Origin of the sequence: Novosphingobium sp. TCA1 (assembly GCF_009811895.1) — a bacterium.
Taxonomy (GTDB): Bacteria; Pseudomonadota; Alphaproteobacteria; order Sphingomonadales; family Sphingomonadaceae; genus Novosphingobium; species Novosphingobium panipatense_A.
Genome location: NZ_BLJH01000008.1, coordinates 201,938 through 220,141 on the forward strand (window position 1 = coordinate 201,938; position 18,204 = coordinate 220,141).

General features: G+C 64.4%; 17 protein-coding genes. 10 read left to right on the plus strand and 7 right to left on the minus strand.

The features are described from left to right. Positions 1-34 precede the first annotated feature (34 nt). The 3 genes from NTCA1_RS12255 (at position 35) to NTCA1_RS12265 (ending at position 2,644) form a co-directional block, all read left to right on the plus strand. Entirely contained in the window at positions 35-481 is a 447-nt protein-coding gene (locus tag NTCA1_RS12255) for a PDZ domain-containing protein (RefSeq protein WP_159830728.1), read from the plus strand. An 85-nt stretch (positions 482-566) separates the two neighbouring features. Continuing rightward, positions 567-1,253, plus strand: a complete 687-nt coding sequence (locus NTCA1_RS12260; RefSeq protein WP_086491586.1) for a response regulator transcription factor — start codon at positions 567-569, stop codon at positions 1,251-1,253. 14 nt (positions 1,254-1,267) lie between these two features. Then, entirely contained in the window at positions 1,268-2,644 is a 1,377-nt protein-coding gene (locus NTCA1_RS12265; RefSeq protein WP_159830729.1) for a HAMP domain-containing sensor histidine kinase, read from the plus strand. A 110-nt stretch (positions 2,645-2,754) separates the two neighbouring features. Here the strand turns inward: NTCA1_RS12265 and NTCA1_RS12270 are convergent, their stop codons facing one another. The 6 genes from NTCA1_RS12270 to NTCA1_RS12295 all read right to left on the minus strand — a co-directional run bounded on the left by NTCA1_RS12270 (position 2,755) and on the right by NTCA1_RS12295 (position 10,458). Continuing rightward, positions 2,755-6,144 carry a glycosyltransferase gene (locus NTCA1_RS12270; protein ID WP_159830730.1) on the minus strand — a complete coding sequence of 1,130 codons (3,390 nt, stop codon included), beginning with the start codon at positions 6,142-6,144 and terminating at the stop codon, positions 2,755-2,757. A 423-nt stretch (positions 6,145-6,567) separates the two neighbouring features. Continuing rightward, positions 6,568-6,723 (minus strand): YezD family protein, encoded by a 156-nt coding sequence (locus NTCA1_RS12275; protein WP_086491556.1) that lies wholly within the window; start codon positions 6,721-6,723, stop codon positions 6,568-6,570. Further along, entirely contained in the window at positions 6,723-7,688 is a 966-nt protein-coding gene (locus NTCA1_RS12280; protein WP_236549276.1) for a sulfate/molybdate ABC transporter ATP-binding protein, read from the minus strand. The genes NTCA1_RS12275 and NTCA1_RS12280 overlap by 1 nt, the downstream gene beginning before the upstream one ends. Next, complete coding sequence (cysW, locus tag NTCA1_RS12285; RefSeq protein ID WP_086491558.1) at positions 7,685-8,536, minus strand: sulfate ABC transporter permease subunit CysW; 852 nt, start codon at positions 8,534-8,536, stop codon at positions 7,685-7,687. The genes NTCA1_RS12280 and cysW overlap by 4 nt, the downstream gene beginning before the upstream one ends. Further along, positions 8,533-9,375: a sulfate ABC transporter permease subunit CysT gene (gene cysT / locus NTCA1_RS12290; protein ID WP_236549277.1), complete on the minus strand. Its 843-nt coding sequence runs from the start codon at positions 9,373-9,375 to the stop codon at positions 8,533-8,535. The genes cysW and cysT overlap by 4 nt, the downstream gene beginning before the upstream one ends. A 48-nt stretch (positions 9,376-9,423) precedes the next feature. Next, on the minus strand, positions 9,424-10,458 hold the full coding sequence (locus tag NTCA1_RS12295; RefSeq protein WP_159830731.1) for a sulfate ABC transporter substrate-binding protein: 1,035 nt from the start codon (positions 10,456-10,458) through the stop codon (positions 9,424-9,426). 370 nt (positions 10,459-10,828) lie between these two features. Between NTCA1_RS12295 and NTCA1_RS12300 the strand changes: the two genes are divergently transcribed. The 3 genes from NTCA1_RS12300 to NTCA1_RS12310 all read left to right on the plus strand — a co-directional run bounded on the left by NTCA1_RS12300 (position 10,829) and on the right by NTCA1_RS12310 (position 13,254). Continuing rightward, entirely contained in the window at positions 10,829-11,254 is a 426-nt protein-coding gene (locus tag NTCA1_RS12300) for a tyrosine-type recombinase/integrase (RefSeq protein WP_159830732.1), read from the plus strand. A 351-nt stretch (positions 11,255-11,605) separates the two neighbouring features. Then, positions 11,606-12,457, plus strand: coding sequence for a TauD/TfdA family dioxygenase (locus NTCA1_RS12305; RefSeq protein ID WP_159830733.1), 852 nt, complete (start codon positions 11,606-11,608; stop codon positions 12,455-12,457). A 572-nt stretch (positions 12,458-13,029) separates the two neighbouring features. Then, the gene (locus tag NTCA1_RS12310; protein WP_159830734.1) at positions 13,030-13,254 is read left to right on the plus strand and encodes a copper resistance protein B; all 225 of its coding nucleotides are present in this window, start codon (positions 13,030-13,032) and stop codon (positions 13,252-13,254) included. 124 nt (positions 13,255-13,378) lie between these two features. Here NTCA1_RS12310 and NTCA1_RS12315 read toward each other — a convergent pair whose 3' ends face one another. Next, entirely contained in the window at positions 13,379-13,522 is a 144-nt protein-coding gene (locus tag NTCA1_RS12315; protein WP_159830735.1) for a hypothetical protein, read from the minus strand. A 112-nt stretch (positions 13,523-13,634) separates the two neighbouring features. Here NTCA1_RS12315 and NTCA1_RS12320 point away from each other — a divergent pair, with 112 nt between their 5' ends. The 4 genes from NTCA1_RS12320 to NTCA1_RS12335 all read left to right on the plus strand — a co-directional run bounded on the left by NTCA1_RS12320 (position 13,635) and on the right by NTCA1_RS12335 (position 18,146). Further along, positions 13,635-14,024, plus strand: a complete 390-nt coding sequence (locus NTCA1_RS12320) for a transposase (protein ID WP_159830736.1) — start codon at positions 13,635-13,637, stop codon at positions 14,022-14,024. Then, the gene (tnpB, locus tag NTCA1_RS12325) at positions 14,021-14,380 is read left to right on the plus strand and encodes an IS66 family insertion sequence element accessory protein TnpB (protein ID WP_159830737.1); all 360 of its coding nucleotides are present in this window, start codon (positions 14,021-14,023) and stop codon (positions 14,378-14,380) included. Before NTCA1_RS12320 ends, tnpB begins: the two co-directional genes overlap by 4 nt. 67 nt (positions 14,381-14,447) lie before the next feature. After that, positions 14,448-15,632: an IS66 family transposase gene (locus tag NTCA1_RS12330; protein WP_159830738.1), complete on the plus strand. Its 1,185-nt coding sequence runs from the start codon at positions 14,448-14,450 to the stop codon at positions 15,630-15,632. A 123-nt stretch (positions 15,633-15,755) separates the two neighbouring features. Then, the gene (locus NTCA1_RS12335; RefSeq protein WP_236549278.1) at positions 15,756-18,146 is read left to right on the plus strand and encodes a membrane-bound PQQ-dependent dehydrogenase, glucose/quinate/shikimate family; all 2,391 of its coding nucleotides are present in this window, start codon (positions 15,756-15,758) and stop codon (positions 18,144-18,146) included. Positions 18,147-18,204 lie beyond the last annotated feature (58 nt).

An 18,204-nucleotide genomic window follows, 5' to 3' on the forward strand; every position in this document is an offset into this window, starting at 1 on the left:
TTCCCTTCAACTCCGTCACGGAAGCGGCCTGCGCATGAGCGAGGTCAGCGACCGCAAGGGCAGGCTTCTGGGCCTGCTGCCGATGCTGGGCGCGCTGCTCGCGGTGACGGGCGCGCTGACCTGGGGAGATATCTGGGCGCAGCGCCACTTCGGCCTGATCGGTCAGACCCTGCCGCGCCCGCACGGCGTCGTTCAGGGCGAGAGCTGGCGGCAGGTGCTCGATTTCACCGCCGACCCCGTGCCCGGCCCGCAGCCGGGGCTGGTCGTCACCAGCGTGCGTTCGCGCGGCTATGCCGAGAAAGCCGGGCTTGCCGTGGGCGACTGGATAGAAAGCGCCGATGGACGAGAGCCGCCGACGCTTCAGGCGCTGGCGGAAGAGTTGTCTGCGCGCGGACAACAGCCTATCCATCTTCGCGTGGTGCATCAGGGCGCGGTTCGCACGGTCGAACTCGCCCGTGAGCCGGGGCTCATGGCCCGCTAGAGCGGCTTTCGATCCGATTGCATCGGTTCGACCACTCTAGGTTATTGAAATGCTCTAACGCGATGTGAAGGGGCCGGACGGAAAGATGGGTCACAAGCTGCTGGTCGTCGAGGACGACGACGCCACGGCCACGTACATCGCCAAGGGCATGGCCGAGGAAGGCTTCGTGGTCGATCGCGCGGCGAACGGGCGCGATGCGCTGTTCCTGGCCAGCGACGGCACTTACGACGCGATCGTGCTCGATCGCATGATCCCGCAGATGGACGGCATGTCGGTGCTCGGTGCGCTGAGAGCCGGGGGTATCGAAACCCCGGTCATCGTGCTTTCCGCGCTGGGATCCACGGACGACCGCGTCACCGGCCTGACATCGGGGGCGGACGACTACCTCACCAAGCCGTTCGCTTTTGCCGAGCTGCTGGCCCGCGTGCGCCTGCTGGTGAAGCGCGGCGGCGGCCAGGCTGCGGTCGAGACCCGGCTCGCCTGCGGCGATCTGGAAATGGACCTCCTTGCCCGCAAGGTCCGGCGCGGCAGCCGCGCCATCGACCTCCAGCCGCGCGAGTTCCGCCTGCTGGAATATTTCCTGCGCCATGTCGATGAGGTCGTGACGCGCACGATGCTGCTGGAGGCGGTGTGGGACTATCACTTCGATCCCGGCACAAATGTCATCGATGTCCATGTCAGCCGCCTGCGCCGCAAGCTGGACGAGGACGGCGCGGGGCCGCTTCTGCACACGGTGCGCGGCGCGGGCTACCGGCTGGGACTGGCGGCTTGAAGCCGAGAACGCGCGTGCCGCGTTTTCTCCGCTCGACCACGCTGCGCATCTTCGTTCCGGTGGTCCTGTTCCAGCTTGTCGCCACCGGGGGCGTGCTGACTTTCGTGTGGATCGCCGGCCAGCAGAGCGTGCGTGACGAGCAGCGGGCGCTTGTCGGCGAACTGCGCGAGGAGCTGCTCGACATCTGGCAGGACGGTGGTTCGGAGGCGCTGCAAGCCAATATCGAACGGCGCCTGCGCAGCGAGGGACGCCGTGCGCCGGTACTGCTTCTGGCCGACCGCGCGGGACGTACCCTGATCGGCAATCTTTCCGCCTTGCCGCCCGGGCTGGAGGCGGACGGCGCGACCGGTGGACTGTTCGAGACGGTGCTCTATCGCAGCGACGGCATGCAGCCGCAGGACATGGTCCTTTCGCAAACCCGGCTGGGCGACGGGACCACATTGCTCGCCGGGATCGAGATCGGGCGCGACCTGAAGCTCCAGCGCAGTTTCGAGCAGGCATTGCTCGCCGCGCTGTTCCTGGCCCTGCCGCTGGCCATGCTGGTGGCGGTGCTGACGTCCCGTCTTGTCGGCCAGCGTGTCCATGACATGGCGCAGACCGCGCACCGCGTCGGCAGCGGGGCTTTCGATGCGCGCGTCGCACTCGACGGTTCCGGCGATGCCTTCGACGAGCTTGCGGGCGAGATCAATGCCATGCTGGCGCGGATCGAGACGCTGGTGGGCGAGCTTCGGGTGGTGGCCGAAGGGCTGGCGCACGACTTGCGCTCGCCGGTCACACGGCTGCGCGCGGCCCTGGAGCAGGCGGTGCGCGAGGCCGCCGATCCCGCCGCCGAGGCGGCGATGCAGCGCGCCCTGACCGAGGCGGATACGCTCACCCGCATCCTCACCACCGCGCTCCAGATCGGCCGTGCGGAAGCGGGAATAGGGCGGGAACGCTTCGAGGAAACCCGGCTGGACGATTTTCTCGGCGATCTCGCGGCGCTCTATGAGCCCTATGCCGAGGATGCGGGTTTCGTGCTCCGCGCAGAGGCACCTGCTGGCCTCGCTGTGTCGCTGCACCGTGAACTGATGAGCCAGGCGCTGGGAAATCTGGTCGACAATGCCGTCAAATATGCCGAGGGCGGCAGTGCGATCGCACTTTTCGCGCTCAGGCAGGAAGGGCAGATCGTGTTGGGCGTGCGGGACGATGGGCCGGGGATCGCGGAGGATCGCCGCGAGGCCGCCTTGCAACGCTTCGGCCGGCTCGATCCCAGCCGGGCGGTGGCCGGTTCCGGGCTGGGGTTGGCACTGGTCGAAGCGGTGGCGAAACTGCATGGCGGCCGCGTCGAACTGGCGGAAGCGCCGGGCGGCGGACTGGAAGTGCGGCTGAAAGTCCCGTCGTCCCGGACTTGATCCGGGACCGCTGGCAATTCTTTAGGCGCGGCGGTGTGTCAGGGCGCCTTGCCGAGGGGCGAGCTGTTCATGGCCAGTGGTCCCGGATCAAGTCCGGGACGACGTGGTGCCTAGACCGTCTCCAGCGCCCGCGCGCCGACCGGAGGCGCTGCGTTCGCAGGCGCGGCGGTGACGCGGCCGGTGCGTTCGAGCTTGCCCCAGCCGATGCCCTTGCCTGCGAAGGCGGCGCCTACCGCGCGGATCACCACGCTGTACATGAGCTGGCGGTAGACGAAGCGCTGGGCCAGCAGCAGCAGGGGACGGAAGCGTTCGCGGCGGGTGTCCAGGCGATAGGCGATCCAGCCGCAGGCCAGGTCCACCGCCGTGAAAGCCAGCCAGTAGGCGCCCATGCGCAGCACGTCGGTCTGGGTCTGCGCCCAGCCGTGCTGCGAGACGCGCAGGGCGGTGCCGCCGATCGAGATCAGCAGGGCGAGGTCGATGGCGGGGGAGATCACCGCAAAGACGATCTGGAACAGCCAGGCCTGGGGCATGCCGATGAAGGCAAGGCCGGAAGGGCGGCCCTTTGCCAGGGTGCCGCGATGCTTCCAGAGGCACTGGAGCGTACCGAACGACCAGCGGAACCGCTGCTTGGACAGGGCGGCGAAGCTTTCGGGCGCCTCGGTCCAGGCGACGGCGTCCTCGTCGTAGGCGATCTTCCAGCCCTTGCGCTGGATGGCGATGGTGAGATCCTGGTCCTCGGCCAGCGTGTCTTCGGGATAGCCGCCGACATCGTCCAACGCCTCCCGCCGCCAGGCGCCGACCGCGCCGGGCACCACCATGATCGCGTCGAGCTTCGTCAATGCGCGGCGTTCGAGGTTCTGCGCGGTGACATATTCCACGCCTTGCCAGCGGGTGACGAGGTTCACGCGGTTGCCGACTTTCGCATTGCCCGCTACCGCGCCGATGCGGGGATCGGCGAACCAGCGCACCAGCCGCGAGATCGTCTCGCGCTCGAACTGGGTATCGGCATCGAGCGCCACGATCACGCTGCCGCGGGCGTCCTTGAGCGCACGGTTGAGCGCGGCGGCCTTGCCGCCGTTGACCAGCGTGAGCAGTTCCACGCGCGAATTGCCTGCGAAAGCCTCGGAAACGATGGCGCTGGTGCGGTCCTTCGATCCGTCGTCGGCAACGATGATCTGGAGCTGGCGATAGTCGCTTTCGAGCACCCGCCGTACAGAGGCCTCGATCACGCCTTCCTCGTTGTAGGCGGGGATGATGACGGTGACGAGCGGATCGCAGGTATCTTCCGGGGCGGCCATCGGCTGCGGACGGCGCAGCAGGCTCGCCAGCGAGGCGAGGCCGATCGAGCGCAGCACGCCGAGCGAGATCGCGAAGAAGAAGGTCCAGTTGAGCGCGACGAGGATCGCGGCGAGAACGCCGAATAGCGCGACGTCGGCGCGCACGGCCGCCAGATCCACGCCGTCCACCTTGGGCATGACCGCGTCGTGAGACAGGCCCGCGAGGGTCGAGACGGGAACGAAGCTGTAGCCGTCCTGCTTCAGGCGCTCGATGATGACGGGAAGCGCGGCCACGGTCTGCGAACGGTCGCCGCCGCCGTCGTGCAGCAGGATCACGTTCTCCGAACGGTCGGGGCTGGCGGATTCGACCTGCGCGATCGTGCTGTCGATGATGTGCTGGACGCCGGGGCGCTTCCAGTCGTCGGGATCGACGTGGAGGCCGACCACGGTATAGCCATGCTGGCGGGCGATCGCGGCGGGGACGAGTTCGTCCGCCGTGGTCGGTTCGGCATCTCCGAAATAGGGCGCGCGGAACAGGCGGATCGAATGGCCGGTCGTCGCCTCGATCAGCCGCTGGGTGGCATTCAGTTCCAGGCCGATGCCGGTGGCGGCTTCCTCGGCCATGTTGGGGTGGGTGTAGCTGTGATTACCGATCTCGTCGCCGTCGGCGGTGATGCGCTTGACGAGATCGCGATTGGTCAGGGCGTTCTCGCCGACCATGAAGAAGGTTCCGGGAACGTGGTACTGCTCCAGGATCGAGAGGATGCGCGGCGTCCAGGTCGGATCGGGACCGTCGTCGAAAGTCAGGGCCAGCTTCTTCGGCAATGCGCCGGTGCGATGGACGACATAGGGCGTCGGCAGGCGCGTATAGCGTTCCGCGGAGACCATGCCGGTGGTCGGGTCGAACGCGATCCTGCGGCTGCCGTCCTGCGGGGTTGCGGTCACGTCGAGGATCTCGCCTTGTCCTTCCACGTCGACATTGGCCGCCTGCTTCAGGGGGGCGAGGTTCGGCCGCGTTCCGGTGCGCCAGGCCTTGACCGTGCTCCAGAAGCCGGGATCTTCCGAGCCCAGGCGCCAGAGCGCGATGTCGCCCACGCCCAGGCGCGAGAGGATCTGCATCTGGTTCCAGGTAGCGGCAGCGTCCAGCATCCAGACGTCGTGACGCTGGCTCTGGCTCTGATTCTGGCCGTCGAAGGCATCGTCGTAGGAGTAACCGGCGTTGCCACTCGCCGGATCGTACTGCGGTGCGGTGCCGCTGTCGTGCGCGTCGAGCCAGGCTTCCTCGACGGTCATGCTGTCGGCCTTGCCGCCGTGCCAGTTGTAGGCGTACTCGCCCAGCGCGACGATCGCCTTGCCGCGCGGCAGGCCTGCCAGCGCATGGGAAAGCTTCTGCGCGAACCACGGGTTGGAGGCGATCGGGCCGGGGGTGCCGCCCTGCCAGTGCTCGTCGTAGGCCATCAGCACCAGCCGGTCGGCCACGGATGCAAAGGCGTGGGTGGACCAGTCGGGATTGTCGATCGGCATCGTCACCGCGACCACGCGGTGCCTGGGGGCAAGCTGCCCGCGCAGTTCGCTCAGGAAAAGGCGCAGGTTGGGCAGGCTGGCGGCGGGCATGGTCTCGAAATCGACCATGACGCCTGCATAGCCGGTCCTGTCGAGATAAGCGCCGATTTGGGTTTCCAGCGCATGGCGCCGAGCGGGACTGGCAAGCTGCCGCGCGGTGACATCGCCCTGCCAGTCGCCCTCGACGGTGTTCTGGAGCACCGGCACGACCAGCGGGCGGTGCAGCGAGGTAGCGAGCAGGTGATCGAGCCGCGCGTCGTCCTCGATCTTGAGCGCGCCGGTACCATCCACCGAAAGCGTTGCCGGAGCGACCCAGTCCAGCCGGTCGATGTGGCGTTCCAGCGAAGTGGCGCTGTCGTCGCTCCAGGGCGTGTAGAAGCCCACCGTGATCGGCTTCGCGCCGGGGGTGGGGGCGGGGACGACGGGCTTTCCGAAAAGGAACTTGCGGGCGCGACGGGTCAGGTGCCCGATCTGCGCGCGGAAGGGCAGGGGCGAGGCGTGCTCGTAGGCGATCGGCAGCGGCGGCGGCGCCGGCACGCTGGCCACGGTCGTGGCGAAGACCACGCAGGCGGCAATGGCCAGCAGCAGCGCCAGCAGCGAGAGGCGGCGCACGCGAATGCGCCGGTTTCCGGTGGGGTCGAAGAAAACGGGTGCAGCCACGGCGTGCCTCACGAAGTTTCCGGGCGGCGTGGGGGAACGCCGCCCGGAGACTCATTGGTCATTCGGAAGGTACGGCCCGGGAACCAGAGGCAATGACGAGGGTGCGAATGTCACTTCGGTTCCCGGACCGCACGGCCGTTCTAACCGTGCGGGCATGGCGCCGGCGTGGAGGCAAGGTTACAAAAGTTTCATGTTGGGGCGGTGGAAGAATGTCGTCGTCCCGGACTTGATCCGGGACGACGTATCGCGGGCGCTTAGAGCCCGTTTGAAAAATGCCCAAAAGGGCATTTTTGTGCGGCACCGGCCCACGCCCCCACCCTACCACCCAACGGTAGTATCCTGCGGGTGGTAGGGTGGGGGCGCCTGAATCAAACTGGGGGCCGGTGCCGCCAAATTCGCCTGCGGCGAATTTCAAACAGACGCTTAGAACCGCTTCTTCTCGGTCACGTCGATCTGCACGACGCGGCCGTCGTGGACGGTCAGCGATACCTGACCGTAGCGAAGGTCCTGAAGGGCCTCGCGCACTTTGGCGAGGCTTTCCTCAAGATTGCGCAGTTGCGGGGTTTCGTCCTGGCTCATCATCGGTCTCCGGCGCTGGAGAATGTGCGGGCTCGCCTTGCGGCGATGGTTACGGTTTCGCCGATGGTCGGCGGCGCTTCGTGGGCATCGACGTCGATCTCGACGATCGTGTCGGTTTCGGTGAGGCGGCCTTCCACGCGCCAGGAGCCGCCCTTGCGGAAGACGTTGTCGACGATCACCCGGTCGCTGCCAGTGGCGGTGATCTCGAAGTCGTGGGGGCGGATGTGGCGGCCGTCGGGCAGGCGGTTGGTCTCGCCGACGAAGTGCGAGACGAAGGCCGTGGCGGGTTCCATGTAGACCTGCTCGGGCGTGCCGATCTGGTCGATCCGGCCGTGGTCCATCACCACCACGCGGTCGGCCAGTTCGAGGGCCTCTTCCTGATCGTGGGTGACGAAGATGGAGGTCAGACCCATCTGCTTGTGCAGGTCGCGCAGCCAGCGGCGAAGATCCTTGCGGACTTTGGCGTCGAGCGCGCCGAAAGGCTCGTCCAGCAGCAGCAGGCCGGGCTCGATGGCCAGCGCGCGGGCCAGTGCCACGCGCTGGCGCTGGCCGCCCGAAAGCTGGCCGGGATAGCGCTGTCCGAGGCCCTCCAGCTGGACCACGCGCAGCAGTTCCTCCGCGCGCGCCTTGATCTCGGCCTTGGCGGGGCGGCGGCGCGCCTTGCGCACGGTCAGGCCGAAAGCGATGTTGTCGGCCACGGTCATGTGCCGGAACAGGGCGTATTGCTGGAACACGAAGCCGACGTTGCGCTTGCCCACCGGGATGTCGGACACGTCGTCGCCGTTGAAATAGACCTGGCCCTCATCCTGGAATTCGAGGCCGGCGATGATGCGCAGCAGCGTCGTCTTTCCCGAGCCCGACGGGCCGAGCAGGGCGATGAATTCGCCGGGCTGGATTTCCAGGTCGATGCCGTGGAGCGCTGGATAGTTGCCGAAGCGCTTGGTGATGTTCTGGACGCGGATCAATGCCTTGCTCCCGAGTGAAGGTCGAAGCGCCATTCGAGCACGGTCTTGAGGACAAGCGTGACGAGGGCGAGGGCAGCCAGCAGCGAGGCCACCGCGAAGGCGCCGACGAAATCATATTCGTTGTAGAGGATCTCGACATGCAGCGGCATGGTGTTGGTCTCGCCGCGAATGTGCCCGGACACGACCGAGACGGCGCCGAACTCGCCCATGGCGCGGGCGTTGCACAGCAGCACGCCGTAGAGCAGGCCCCAGCGGATGTTGGGCAGGGTGACGTGCCAGAAGGTCTGCCAGCCGCTTGCGCCAAGCGAGAGCGCGGCTTCCTCGTCGTCCTTGCCCTGTTCCATCATCAGCGGGATCAGTTCGCGCGCGACGAAGGGGAAGGTGATGAAGACGGTGGCCAGGATGATGCCCGGCACGGCAAAGATGATCTTCAACCCATGCGCGGAAAGCCACGGTCCCAGCAGCCCCTGCGCGCCGAACAGCAGCACGAAGATCAGGCCCGAGACGACGGGCGAGACCGAGAAGGGCAGGTCGATAAGGGTCAGCAGCAGGTTCTTGCCGGGGAAGCTGAACTTGGTGATCGCCCAGCTGGCGGCCAGGCCGAACACCATGTTCAGCGGCACGCTGATCGCGGCGATGATCAGGGTCAGGCGGATGGCGGAAAGCGCGTCCGGGTTGGACACTGCGTCGAGGAAGGGGGCCAGCCCCTGCTTCAAGGCCTCGCTGAATACCGCGATCAACGGCAGCATCAGGAAGAAGGCCAGGAAGGCGAGGGCAAGCGCGATGAGCAGGATTTGCGCGGTGCGGCTCTCGGTGCTGCTCTCGGTGCTGGGGGATTGCCGTTTCATGCGCCGAGCCTCCTGCGCCGGATGGACTGGAGCGCGTTCAGGGTGAAGAGCACCGCGAAGGAAACCAGCATCATCACCATCGCGATCGCGGTGGCGCCGTTGTAGTTGTACTGTTCGAGCTGGGTGACGATCAGCAGCGGCGCGATCTCCGTGCGGCCGGGCATGTTGCCGGAGATGAAGATCACCGAACCGTATTCGCCCACGCCCCGGGCGAAAGCCAGTGCGAAGCCGGTGAACAGCGCGGGCAGGATCGCCGGGAAGATCACCCGCGCGAATGTCTGCGCCCGGCTTGCGCCGAGCGTGGCGGCGGCTTCCTCCACGTCCTTGCCCAGATCGGCGAGAACCGGCTCGACCGAGCGGACCACGAAAGGCAGGCCGATGAAGACCAGGGCCACGGTAATGCCGATCGGCGTGAAGGCGACCTTGATACCCAGCGGATCAAGGTATTGCCCGACCCAGCCGCTCGGCGCGTAGAGCGCGGTGAGCGCAATGCCCGCGACGGCGGTAGGCAGGGCGAAAGGCAAGTCGACCAAGGCCGAAATCACCCGCTTTCCGGGAAATTCGTAGCGGACCAGGACCCAGGCCACCAGCAGGCCGAATACCGCGTTGACGAAGGCGGCGGCGATGGCCGTACCGAAGCTCAGGCGATAGGCGGTGAGGGCGCGCTCGGAAAAGCCCACGTCCACGAAAGCCTGCCAGCCCATGCCGGCGGATTTCAGGAACAGGGTGGATAGCGGGATCAGCACGATCAGGGAGAGCCAGGCCAGGCTGAACCCGAAGGTCAGCCCGAAGCCCGGCAGCACGGAGGGCGCACGCCATCGGGCCTTGCGCGTCGTCATGGATGGCATCTGCAGTGGCCTGCTCGATTCTGGCGCAAGTGGCGCGGTTTATTTCTTGGCGTAGATGCGGTCGAAGACGCCGCCGTCATCGAAGAAGGTCTTCTGCGCCTTGGTCCAGCCGCCAAAGTCCTTGTCGATCGTGGTCAGGTTCAGCTTGGGGAACTGGCCTGCGAACTGCTCGGCGATCTTCGGGTCGCTGGGGCGATAGAAATTGCGGGCGATCGCGACTTGCGCCTCGGGCGTGTAGAGATATTCGAGGTAGGCCTTGGAAACCGCCTCAGTGCCGTGTTTCTTCGGATTGTTCGCGATCACCGCCACCGGCGGTTCCGCCAGCACGGAGATCGAGGGAACCACGATCTCGAACTTGCCCGCGCCCAGTTTCTTCTCGGCCAGCAAGGCCTCGTTTTCCCAGGCCAGCAGGACGTCGCCGATGCCGCGTTCCACGAAAGTGGTGGTCGCGCCGCGCGCGCCGCTGTCGAGCACCGGCACTTGGGCGAAGAGGCGCTTCACGTAGGCCTCGGCCGCAGCGTCCGACCCGCCCGCCTTGCGGCCATAGGCCCAGGCGGCCAGGAAGTTCCAGCGCGCGCCGCCGCTGGTCTTGGGATTGGGCGTGATCACCTGTACGCCCGGCTTCACCAGATCGTTCCAGTCGCGGATCGCCTTGGGATTGCCCTTGCGGACAAGGAACACGATCGTCGAGGTGTAGGGCGAGCTGTTGTCCGGCAGGGCTTTCTGCCAGTCGGCCGGGAGCAGCTTGGCCTTTTCGGCGATCACGTCGATGTCATAGGCCAGCGCCAGGGTGGCGACGTCCGCCTCCAGCCCGTCGATCACGGCCCGGCTCTGCTTGCCCGATCCGCCGTGGCTCATGCGGAAGGTCACGTCCTGCCCGGTCTTCTTCTTCCAGTAGGCGGCGAAGGCCGGGTTCACGGCCTGGTAGAGTTCGCGGGTGGGGTCGTAGGAGACATTGGTGATCTCGACAGAATTGCCCGACTTTCCGCCGGAACAGCCCGCAAGCGAGACTGCAAGGGCGCCGGCAGCGGCCACGGAAAGAAACAGGCGGCGATTGAGGGTTCCGGCATTCATCGTGTCATGTCTCCCGTCGGGTTGGCTCAGGCCTAAACTCAATCGATTTGGTTGACATTAAATATGAATTTTCAGGGTGGCAAGCATACCTTTTGGCCAGTGCCGAAGTCGCGGTTTACTTCGCCTTTCGGGGGGTGAAGCTCCGGCCGGGCCATGGCGATTTCTCATTCACCCCTCATTTTCAAAGGGGTAATGGCTGCCGCCGGACGAGAACGATAGCCCGAAGGAGCGTGGAATTCTCGCCCAAAGCCCTGCCGGGTTCAAGCGGGCGAATCCCCAAGGTCCGCTCTCGCGGGCTCAGGACAGCGCAGTGCCTTCTATGGTGATGCGGTGCATCTCGCGGCGATGGCCTGACAGCAAGACTGGACCGATGTGGAAGCCAATTTCTGATGAGGCTGCCGTGCTTCTGAAGTTGGCTGAGGACCGTGCGAATGGTTCGCGGTTCGTCGTATCTCGACCGGACGAATCTGGCCGCTCGATCCTCTACGGATCGTATCATAGGGCGTGGCAGTGGGTGCTTGGTGCAGTAGGCATCGCCGCAACTCGAACGCACGCGATCCGTCACAGGGCAGCAACCGATATCGCCAATTCTGGCATTCCTATCAAGGTAGGCATGGCTTTGACCGCTCATAAGCGACTCGATATTTTTATGGGCTACGTCCACCTTGAAGAAGGTCAGGTGCATGAGGCTGCAGATATTGTTGCAGCGAGCAGGGCAGCAAAATTGGCAGCCTCTAAGGAAAAAATGGCCAGGGCAACCCGTGGGTCGATCTGTCCTTCGGTCGCCCGAGCATAAAGCGTAGATTTCTTGAAACCGTCGGCAGGAGGTCGCAAGGCTGGCTTCCTGCCGCCCAATAATTGGTTTAGACGTCCCGCACAATCGGCCAGCCAGCTTGCTTGACGCTCAAATTTCAATCAAATAAGTTGAGAAAGTATACGAGGGGATCCTGGCTCGTTGCCTTCCATATCTACCAGTCCGCGGCATTTGACCGAGAAGCAGCTTGCTCCGCGTTAGAAATGGCTAAAGCGCGCGGCGCCAAGGCGACAACGCTAGGCATCGGGTTCTCCATACGTCAGGTGAAACGATGATCCTTTGCTTAGTACCGCGCGGCTTGCAGACGCTCTCAGGAAATACAGAGGTCTCGGCATGACACTCGAAATCCGCCAGCATGGCCGCGTCGGCGCCGAAATTCTCGGTATCGACCTTTCGTGCACCATCTCCGACGAGGACTTCGCGGAGGTTCGTAACGCCTTCGCCGAACACGGAGTGGTGTTTTTCCGCGACCAGTCGTTCACCGAAGACCAGCACATCGCCTTCGCGCGGCGGTGGGGGCCGATCAACATCAATCGGTTCTTCGCGCCCCATCCTGCCTATCCGGAGATTGCGCTGGTGGTGAAGGAGCCCGACCAGCAGCACAACATCGGCGGCGGCTGGCATACCGACCATTCCTACGATTTCGAGCCTGCGCTGGGCTCCATCCTCGCCGCGCGCGAACTGCCTCCCGAAGGCGGAGCCACCGCTTTCGCATCGATGTACGCCGCCTATAACGGCCTGTCCGCAAGGCTGAAGGAACGCATCGAAGGGCGCCGCGCCGTCCATTCCGCCAGGCATGTGTTCGGCAGCAAGGCCGGCGTCTATGAGGCTGCGCAGGATTCCCGGAGCGACGGTCGCATCGGCAATTCCGCCGCGGCGGACGTGCTGGACGATCCTGTTCACCCCGTGGTGATCATCCATCCGCTTAGTGGCAAGCGAGCAGTGTACGTCAATCCTAGCTTTACGGTTCGTATCCTTGGGCTTGCCGAGGAAGAATCACAGGATCTGCTGGCTGAGGTATATGAGCACTGCAAGCGCCCAGAATTCCAGGAAGACTTCCACTGGCGCGACGGCTCAATCGCCTTCTGGGATAATCGCGCGACGTGGCATTACGCCTACAACGACTATCATGGTCACCGGCGCGAGATGCATCGCATCACTATCGAAGGCTCGGCCTTGGTCTAAGCCTGGGCAGACTGAACAAGAATTTGTAGCCGCTGCCAGCGCCGCCCCGGCCAGCGAAGATTTCTGGCACGTTGGCGATATCGCCATGGAGCTAGCCGAAATTCGCCGCGGCTGGCGTGGGGCTGACACCAAACATGCGGAATATGGTGTAGAAGGGTTTCCGTCGCGGGTACGCTTGGCAAAGATCGCGGATGAATTATGCGGGCTAGTCGCGACTTTAGATCAGGCATGGCCCTAGGAGCCAAGCGGACGCAATTCACGATATGCGAGAGCGTAGAGCGGTAGTTCAAACCTCTCGCAGGGTGGATTGGGTGTTGGTCGTTTAATCAACGGCCGAATTTTGCGAAGTCATTCGATCATCTGGTTGGATAATACCGCCTCAATCTGCGATTACAGGTTCTGAACTCTTCGAATTCGAGATCAAACGGTTTAACCGGCATGTGACGGACCGGGAAGCATCGCGAATATTTCGAGGTCATCTGAGGGGCACTCGAAATAGGCGCTCGCATGGAGTGCGGTGAACGCAGCTTCCTGACCAGCAGCTTTTAGATGCCGAAAGTCTGCTTCATCTGATGCGCTGGCACCGCCCGCTCGATTGGGCCTGCCTTGACGAAGTGTGCGAGGGTTGGGCTGACTGGCTGGGAGAGCGCCTTTGCTACGAGCTTAACCGATCGCTGGCGCCATATGTGGGCATCAATTGGGAGCGCAAGCTCGGCGGAACGGCGTATTTTGCGCGGGCTGCTGGCGAGGGTGTGTCCGACGTTTCGGCGGTCCTCGGTGTGCGCGCGATGTTCTGAATGCGGCAGTATATCGTATCGGACGGAGCGCAATTTGTAATGGTTGCGTGCCGCCGCAACCACCGTCGGTTAACTCCGGGATCCAAAGTTGTACCAACAGGGGAAGCCAGCCTTCGCAACCATCTCAAATCAGAAATCCTTGATCCCCCCTCAAGCCAGCTTGACGGCTACGTTTTCGGCCAACCCTTTCTTTTTCAAGGGCAGTGGTCAGAATTGCAGCGAGATCACCACGCATGTCGATAAGCAATTCGCCGTCAACAGGAGTCATGAGAATCTCATCAATGAGAGAGCGGATAACTTCGACGTAAGCGCCGACGGAACCCGGCCTTGTGCGGATTGGGATCGGCGTGAATTTCGCAGGGCAGATGGAGGCCTTGCGAGTGGATATCGAGCAGTCAAAAGAGCCTCGTATGAGTGCTCGCCGAGATGGCGGAGCGGTCGTACGGGTGGAACGTCGCCGGCATTGGAGCGACGAAGAGAAGCTGGCGATCCTGAAGGAGACGACGCAGCCCGGCGCCATCATGGCGGTGGTGGCGCGTCGGTACGGGATCGGAACGGGTCAACTTTACACCTGGCGCAAGCAATTGCTCCGCGGTGCTATGGCGGGGTTCGTGCCGGTTGAGTTGGCGCCTGCCGAACCGCTGGCCATGCCATCTGACGCCGGCCGGATCGAGATCCGGCGCGGCGACTTTACGGTTTCGATCGACAGGCTGGTTGACCGAGAGGCGTTGAGATTGGCGCTCGAGGTTGTCGGGGAGCTTGAACGTTGAGCCTGTCGCTACCGCCGTCGGCGAAGATCTATCTGTCGCTGGCGCCGTGCGACATGCGAAAAGGCTTCGATGGCCTGTCGGCGCAGGTGCGCAATATCCTCCAGCTCGATCCTTTCTCCGGCGCTGTTTTCCTCTTCCGCGGGAAAAGAGGCGATAGGTTGAAGGCGCTGGTCTGGGACGGATCGGGGCTTTGTCTTTATGCAAAACGTCTCGAGCGGGGAAAGTTCGTGTGGCCCAGAACCCAGGATGGAGCAGCCGCCCGGCTCTCGGCTGCGCAATTGGCGATGCTGATCGAGGGGCTGGATTGGCGGCAGGCGATTGTTCACGGCGAGGTATCCGTTCCGACGCTCGCTTGAGCGATAAACCGCAGGAAACTGCCGTTTTAGGTAGGATGGGATCGCGGCTTGCGCTATAGTTCGGGGCATGCGGTTCGACCTTGATCGCCTTCCCACAGACCCTGTTCTCCTGCAGAAAATGCTGCGGGAGATGGCTGAGGTCATGGAGCTGGAGCGGGCCGAACTGGGGGCGGCAAAGCAGACCGTCAAAGCTCAAGGACTGACGATCGAAAAGCTCGAGCACCGTCTGGCCAGGCTGCTGCGCGTCCAGTTCGGTCGCAGCTCCGAGAAAATGGACATCGCGCAGCTGCGCCTGATGTTCGAAGAGGTCGATGCCCCGGAGCCGGCCAATGATGACGCCCCTGCGGCGTCGAAGGCGAAACCGACGCGCAAGGCTGGAACCAGGGCGCCGATCCCCGCACATATCCCGCGCCAGACGACGCAGCATCTTCCCGAGCCCTGCGACTGCGGGGGTAACGAGACCGTGATCTGCGAAGATGTCACGGAAGTGCTGGATTACGTGCCAGCCTGCTTCCGCGTCTTGCGTCATGTTCGCCCTCGCGTCGCCTGCCGGTCCTGCGAAACAATCCGCCAGGCGCCGGCCATCGATCTGCCATTGCCCAAGGTGATGGCAAGCAGCGCACTACTCGCGCATCTCGTCGTCAGCCGCTTCGTCGATCATCAGCCTTGGCATCGCCAGTCGGTCATCCTGCGCCGTCAAGGCGTGGAAATTGATCGTGACGTGATGGGCCGCTGGTCGCGCAAGCTGGCCTGGCTGATGGCGCCGCTCGGCGAACGGTTGCTCTCCTACATCCTGGAGGCTCCGAAGATACACGGCGATGAAACGCCCGTGACCTTGCTGCAGGGCGAAGACGGTAGCCACACCGCCTACTTCTGGGTCTATCTGCGCGACTGCCGTTCAAGCGGGGATATGAGCCCGCCTGCTGTGGCGTTCCGCTTCACGACCGGGCGCGGCGGCAAGCATCCCGCAGCCCACCTTGCCGGTTACCGCGGATACCTTCAAGCGGACGGCTATGCCGGTTATAACGCGCTGTATCATGACCCCAAGACCAAGGCACCGCGCGGGGTGACGGAGGTCGGTTGCTGGGCGCACGCGCGGCGCAAGTTCACTGACATCCTCGAAAAGAACCCGTCGCCGGTAGCGGCTGAAGCGGTGGTGAGGATCAGCCTGGCGGTCAGCCGCGGCGAGCGTGCGTTCCGCTTCACGTTCGGCAAACAGATGCTTCTTCGGGATGCTTTGGACAGATGTTAAATCTGCCTCCGATCCTGTCGCCCTGCATTTCAAAAAGCGTGGACGAAAATGGTTCGATGCTCGGAACATTCCAGGATGTACGCCATTCCCGTTCTAAACCTTTATATTGCTGGAGTGTGATGGATGGTTTCCCTCAGGATGCAGAACAAGGCAGGTGCTTTGCCGCCTCTCATCCTTGGGGGCATCATCGCCCTGATCGGCTTGGTCCTGACGATGGGAGGTATATACCTCGCGGTACTCGGCGGCTCGGCCTATTATGTTCTCGCCGGTATCGCGCTGTTAGCCTCGGGCGCGTTGCTGATCCGGCGCAATATCCTGGGTGGCTGGCTGTATTGTGCCATTTTCGTGCTGACCGTCATCTGGGCGCTTGCCGAAGCAGGCACCAACAACTGGGCTCTGGTGCCGCGCGTGATCGCGCCTTTGGTGCTGCTGGTGGCCACTTTCCTGGTGATGCCGACACTTTCCGCACGGTCACATCGCTGGAAGCTGGGCCTTGGCGCCAGCGCTGCGGCGGTCATCCTGACGGGCGTCACCGGGCTGATCTTTGCCCGTATGGCCGACACCGGCTCCGTATCACAACTTCCTGAACTGCGCTTCGACATGGGCGATCCGTCGCTGATGTCGGCGGGCAACGATTGGCCGGCTTACGGCGGCACGGATGCCGCCCGCCGTTTCTCGCCTCTTGGACAGATCACCGCCGACAACGTGAAGAACCTCAAGCGTATCTGGGTCACACACACCGGCGACATGCCGTCGTCAGACAAGATCGCCAAGACCTACGGCGGTGAGAACACCCCGCTGAAAATCGGGAACATGCTCTACGTCTGCACGCCGAAGAACATCGTCCTCGCGCTCGACCCGGCGACAGGCAAGCAGCGCTGGAAGTTCGACCCTAAAGTGTCCGACGAGGCCATACCATACACCGCTGCATGCCGAGGCGTCACCTACTTCGCGGTGCCCGGCGCCCCGGTCGATCAACCCTGCGCTCAGCGGATCGTCTACGGCACGCTAGACGCCCGCCTCTTTGCGCTCGATGCCCGCACCGGTGCGCGCTGCGCCGCCTTCGGGAGGAACGGCGAGGTCGATACCAAGATCGGCATGGGCGACACCCCGCCGGGCTACGTTTCAATCAACTCGCCGCCCACCATCGTGCGGGGCGTCGTCGTCACCGGGCACCAGGTGCTGGACGGTCAGGACCGCTGGGCCCCTTCCGGCGTGATCCGGGGCTATGACGCCGTCACCGGCAAGCTGCGCTGGGCCTGGGACATGATGCACCCGGATTGGAACGGCTATCCCCCGCCGGGCCAGACCTGGGCGCGCGGCACCCCCAACATGTGGACGATCGCCAGCGGCGACGAGCAGCTCGGCCTCGTCTACCTGCCCATGGGCAATGCGGCGGCAGACTACTACTCCAGCCTGCGCCGCCCGCAGGAGCGCGAGTTCGCAACATCGCTGGTGGCGCTAGACGTGACGACCGGCAAGCCGCGCTGGAAGTTCCAGGCCGTTCGCGACGACGTATGGGACTACGATTTCGGCGCGCAGGCCACATTGGTGGACTTCAAGGGCACGCCCGCGCTGGTGTTGCCTTCCAAGCAGGGCGACATTTATGTGCTGGACCGCCGCACGGGTCGGCCCCTCACCCCGGTCGGCACGATCAAGGCTCCCGGCGGCGGAGTCGAGCCGCAGCAGCGTGCGGCCACGCAGCGCGTCTCGCTGTGGCATACCTTGCGCAAGCCCCAGCTTACCGAACGGGACATGTGGGGGATGTCGCCGATCGACCAGATGATCTGCCGCATCCAGTTCCGCAAAGCGAGCTACAAGGGTTTCTTCACACCGCCGGAAAGCGATCGCCGCTCGATCGAATACCCGGGCTACAACGGCGGCACTGATTGGGGCGGCATCGCCGTCGATCCGCGCCGCGGCGTGATCGTCGCCAACTACAACGACATGCCCAACTACGTTCGCCTGGTGCCCCGCGCCGAGGCCGACAAGAAGGGCTGGGCGCCGCGCGACCAGGCTCGGGGCGATATCGGCGGTGCCGAAGGCGCCGGCGACCCGCAAGCCCACACGCCCTATGCCATCGACGTGAATGCCGGCTGGCGTTTGCCCCTCACCGGAATGCTGTGCAAGCAGCCTCCCTATGGCGGCATTCGCGCAATCGACATGGCCACCGGCCGGACGATCTGGGACAAGCCGCTGGGTGAGGCCCGTACCAACGGTCCTTTCGGCATTCCCTCGATGCTGCCCTGGACCATCGGCACGCCCAACAACGGGGGCTCTGTCGTGACGGCGGGCGGCGTGATCTTCGTGGCCGCGGCGACCGATAACCTGATCCGCGCCATAGACCTCAAGACGGGCAAAGTGCTGTGGAAGGACGTGCTTCCAGCGGGAGGGCAGGCGACGCCGATGACCTACATGGTAGGCGGCAAACAGTACCTCGTCATTGCACCCGGCGGCCATCACTTTATGGAAACGCCGATCGGCGACGAGGTGATTGCTTATGCTCTGCCATAAGAGCCCGATTCAAAAGTGTCTCAAGCGTAGCAATACCTTGCGGTTCTGCGGATGAGCA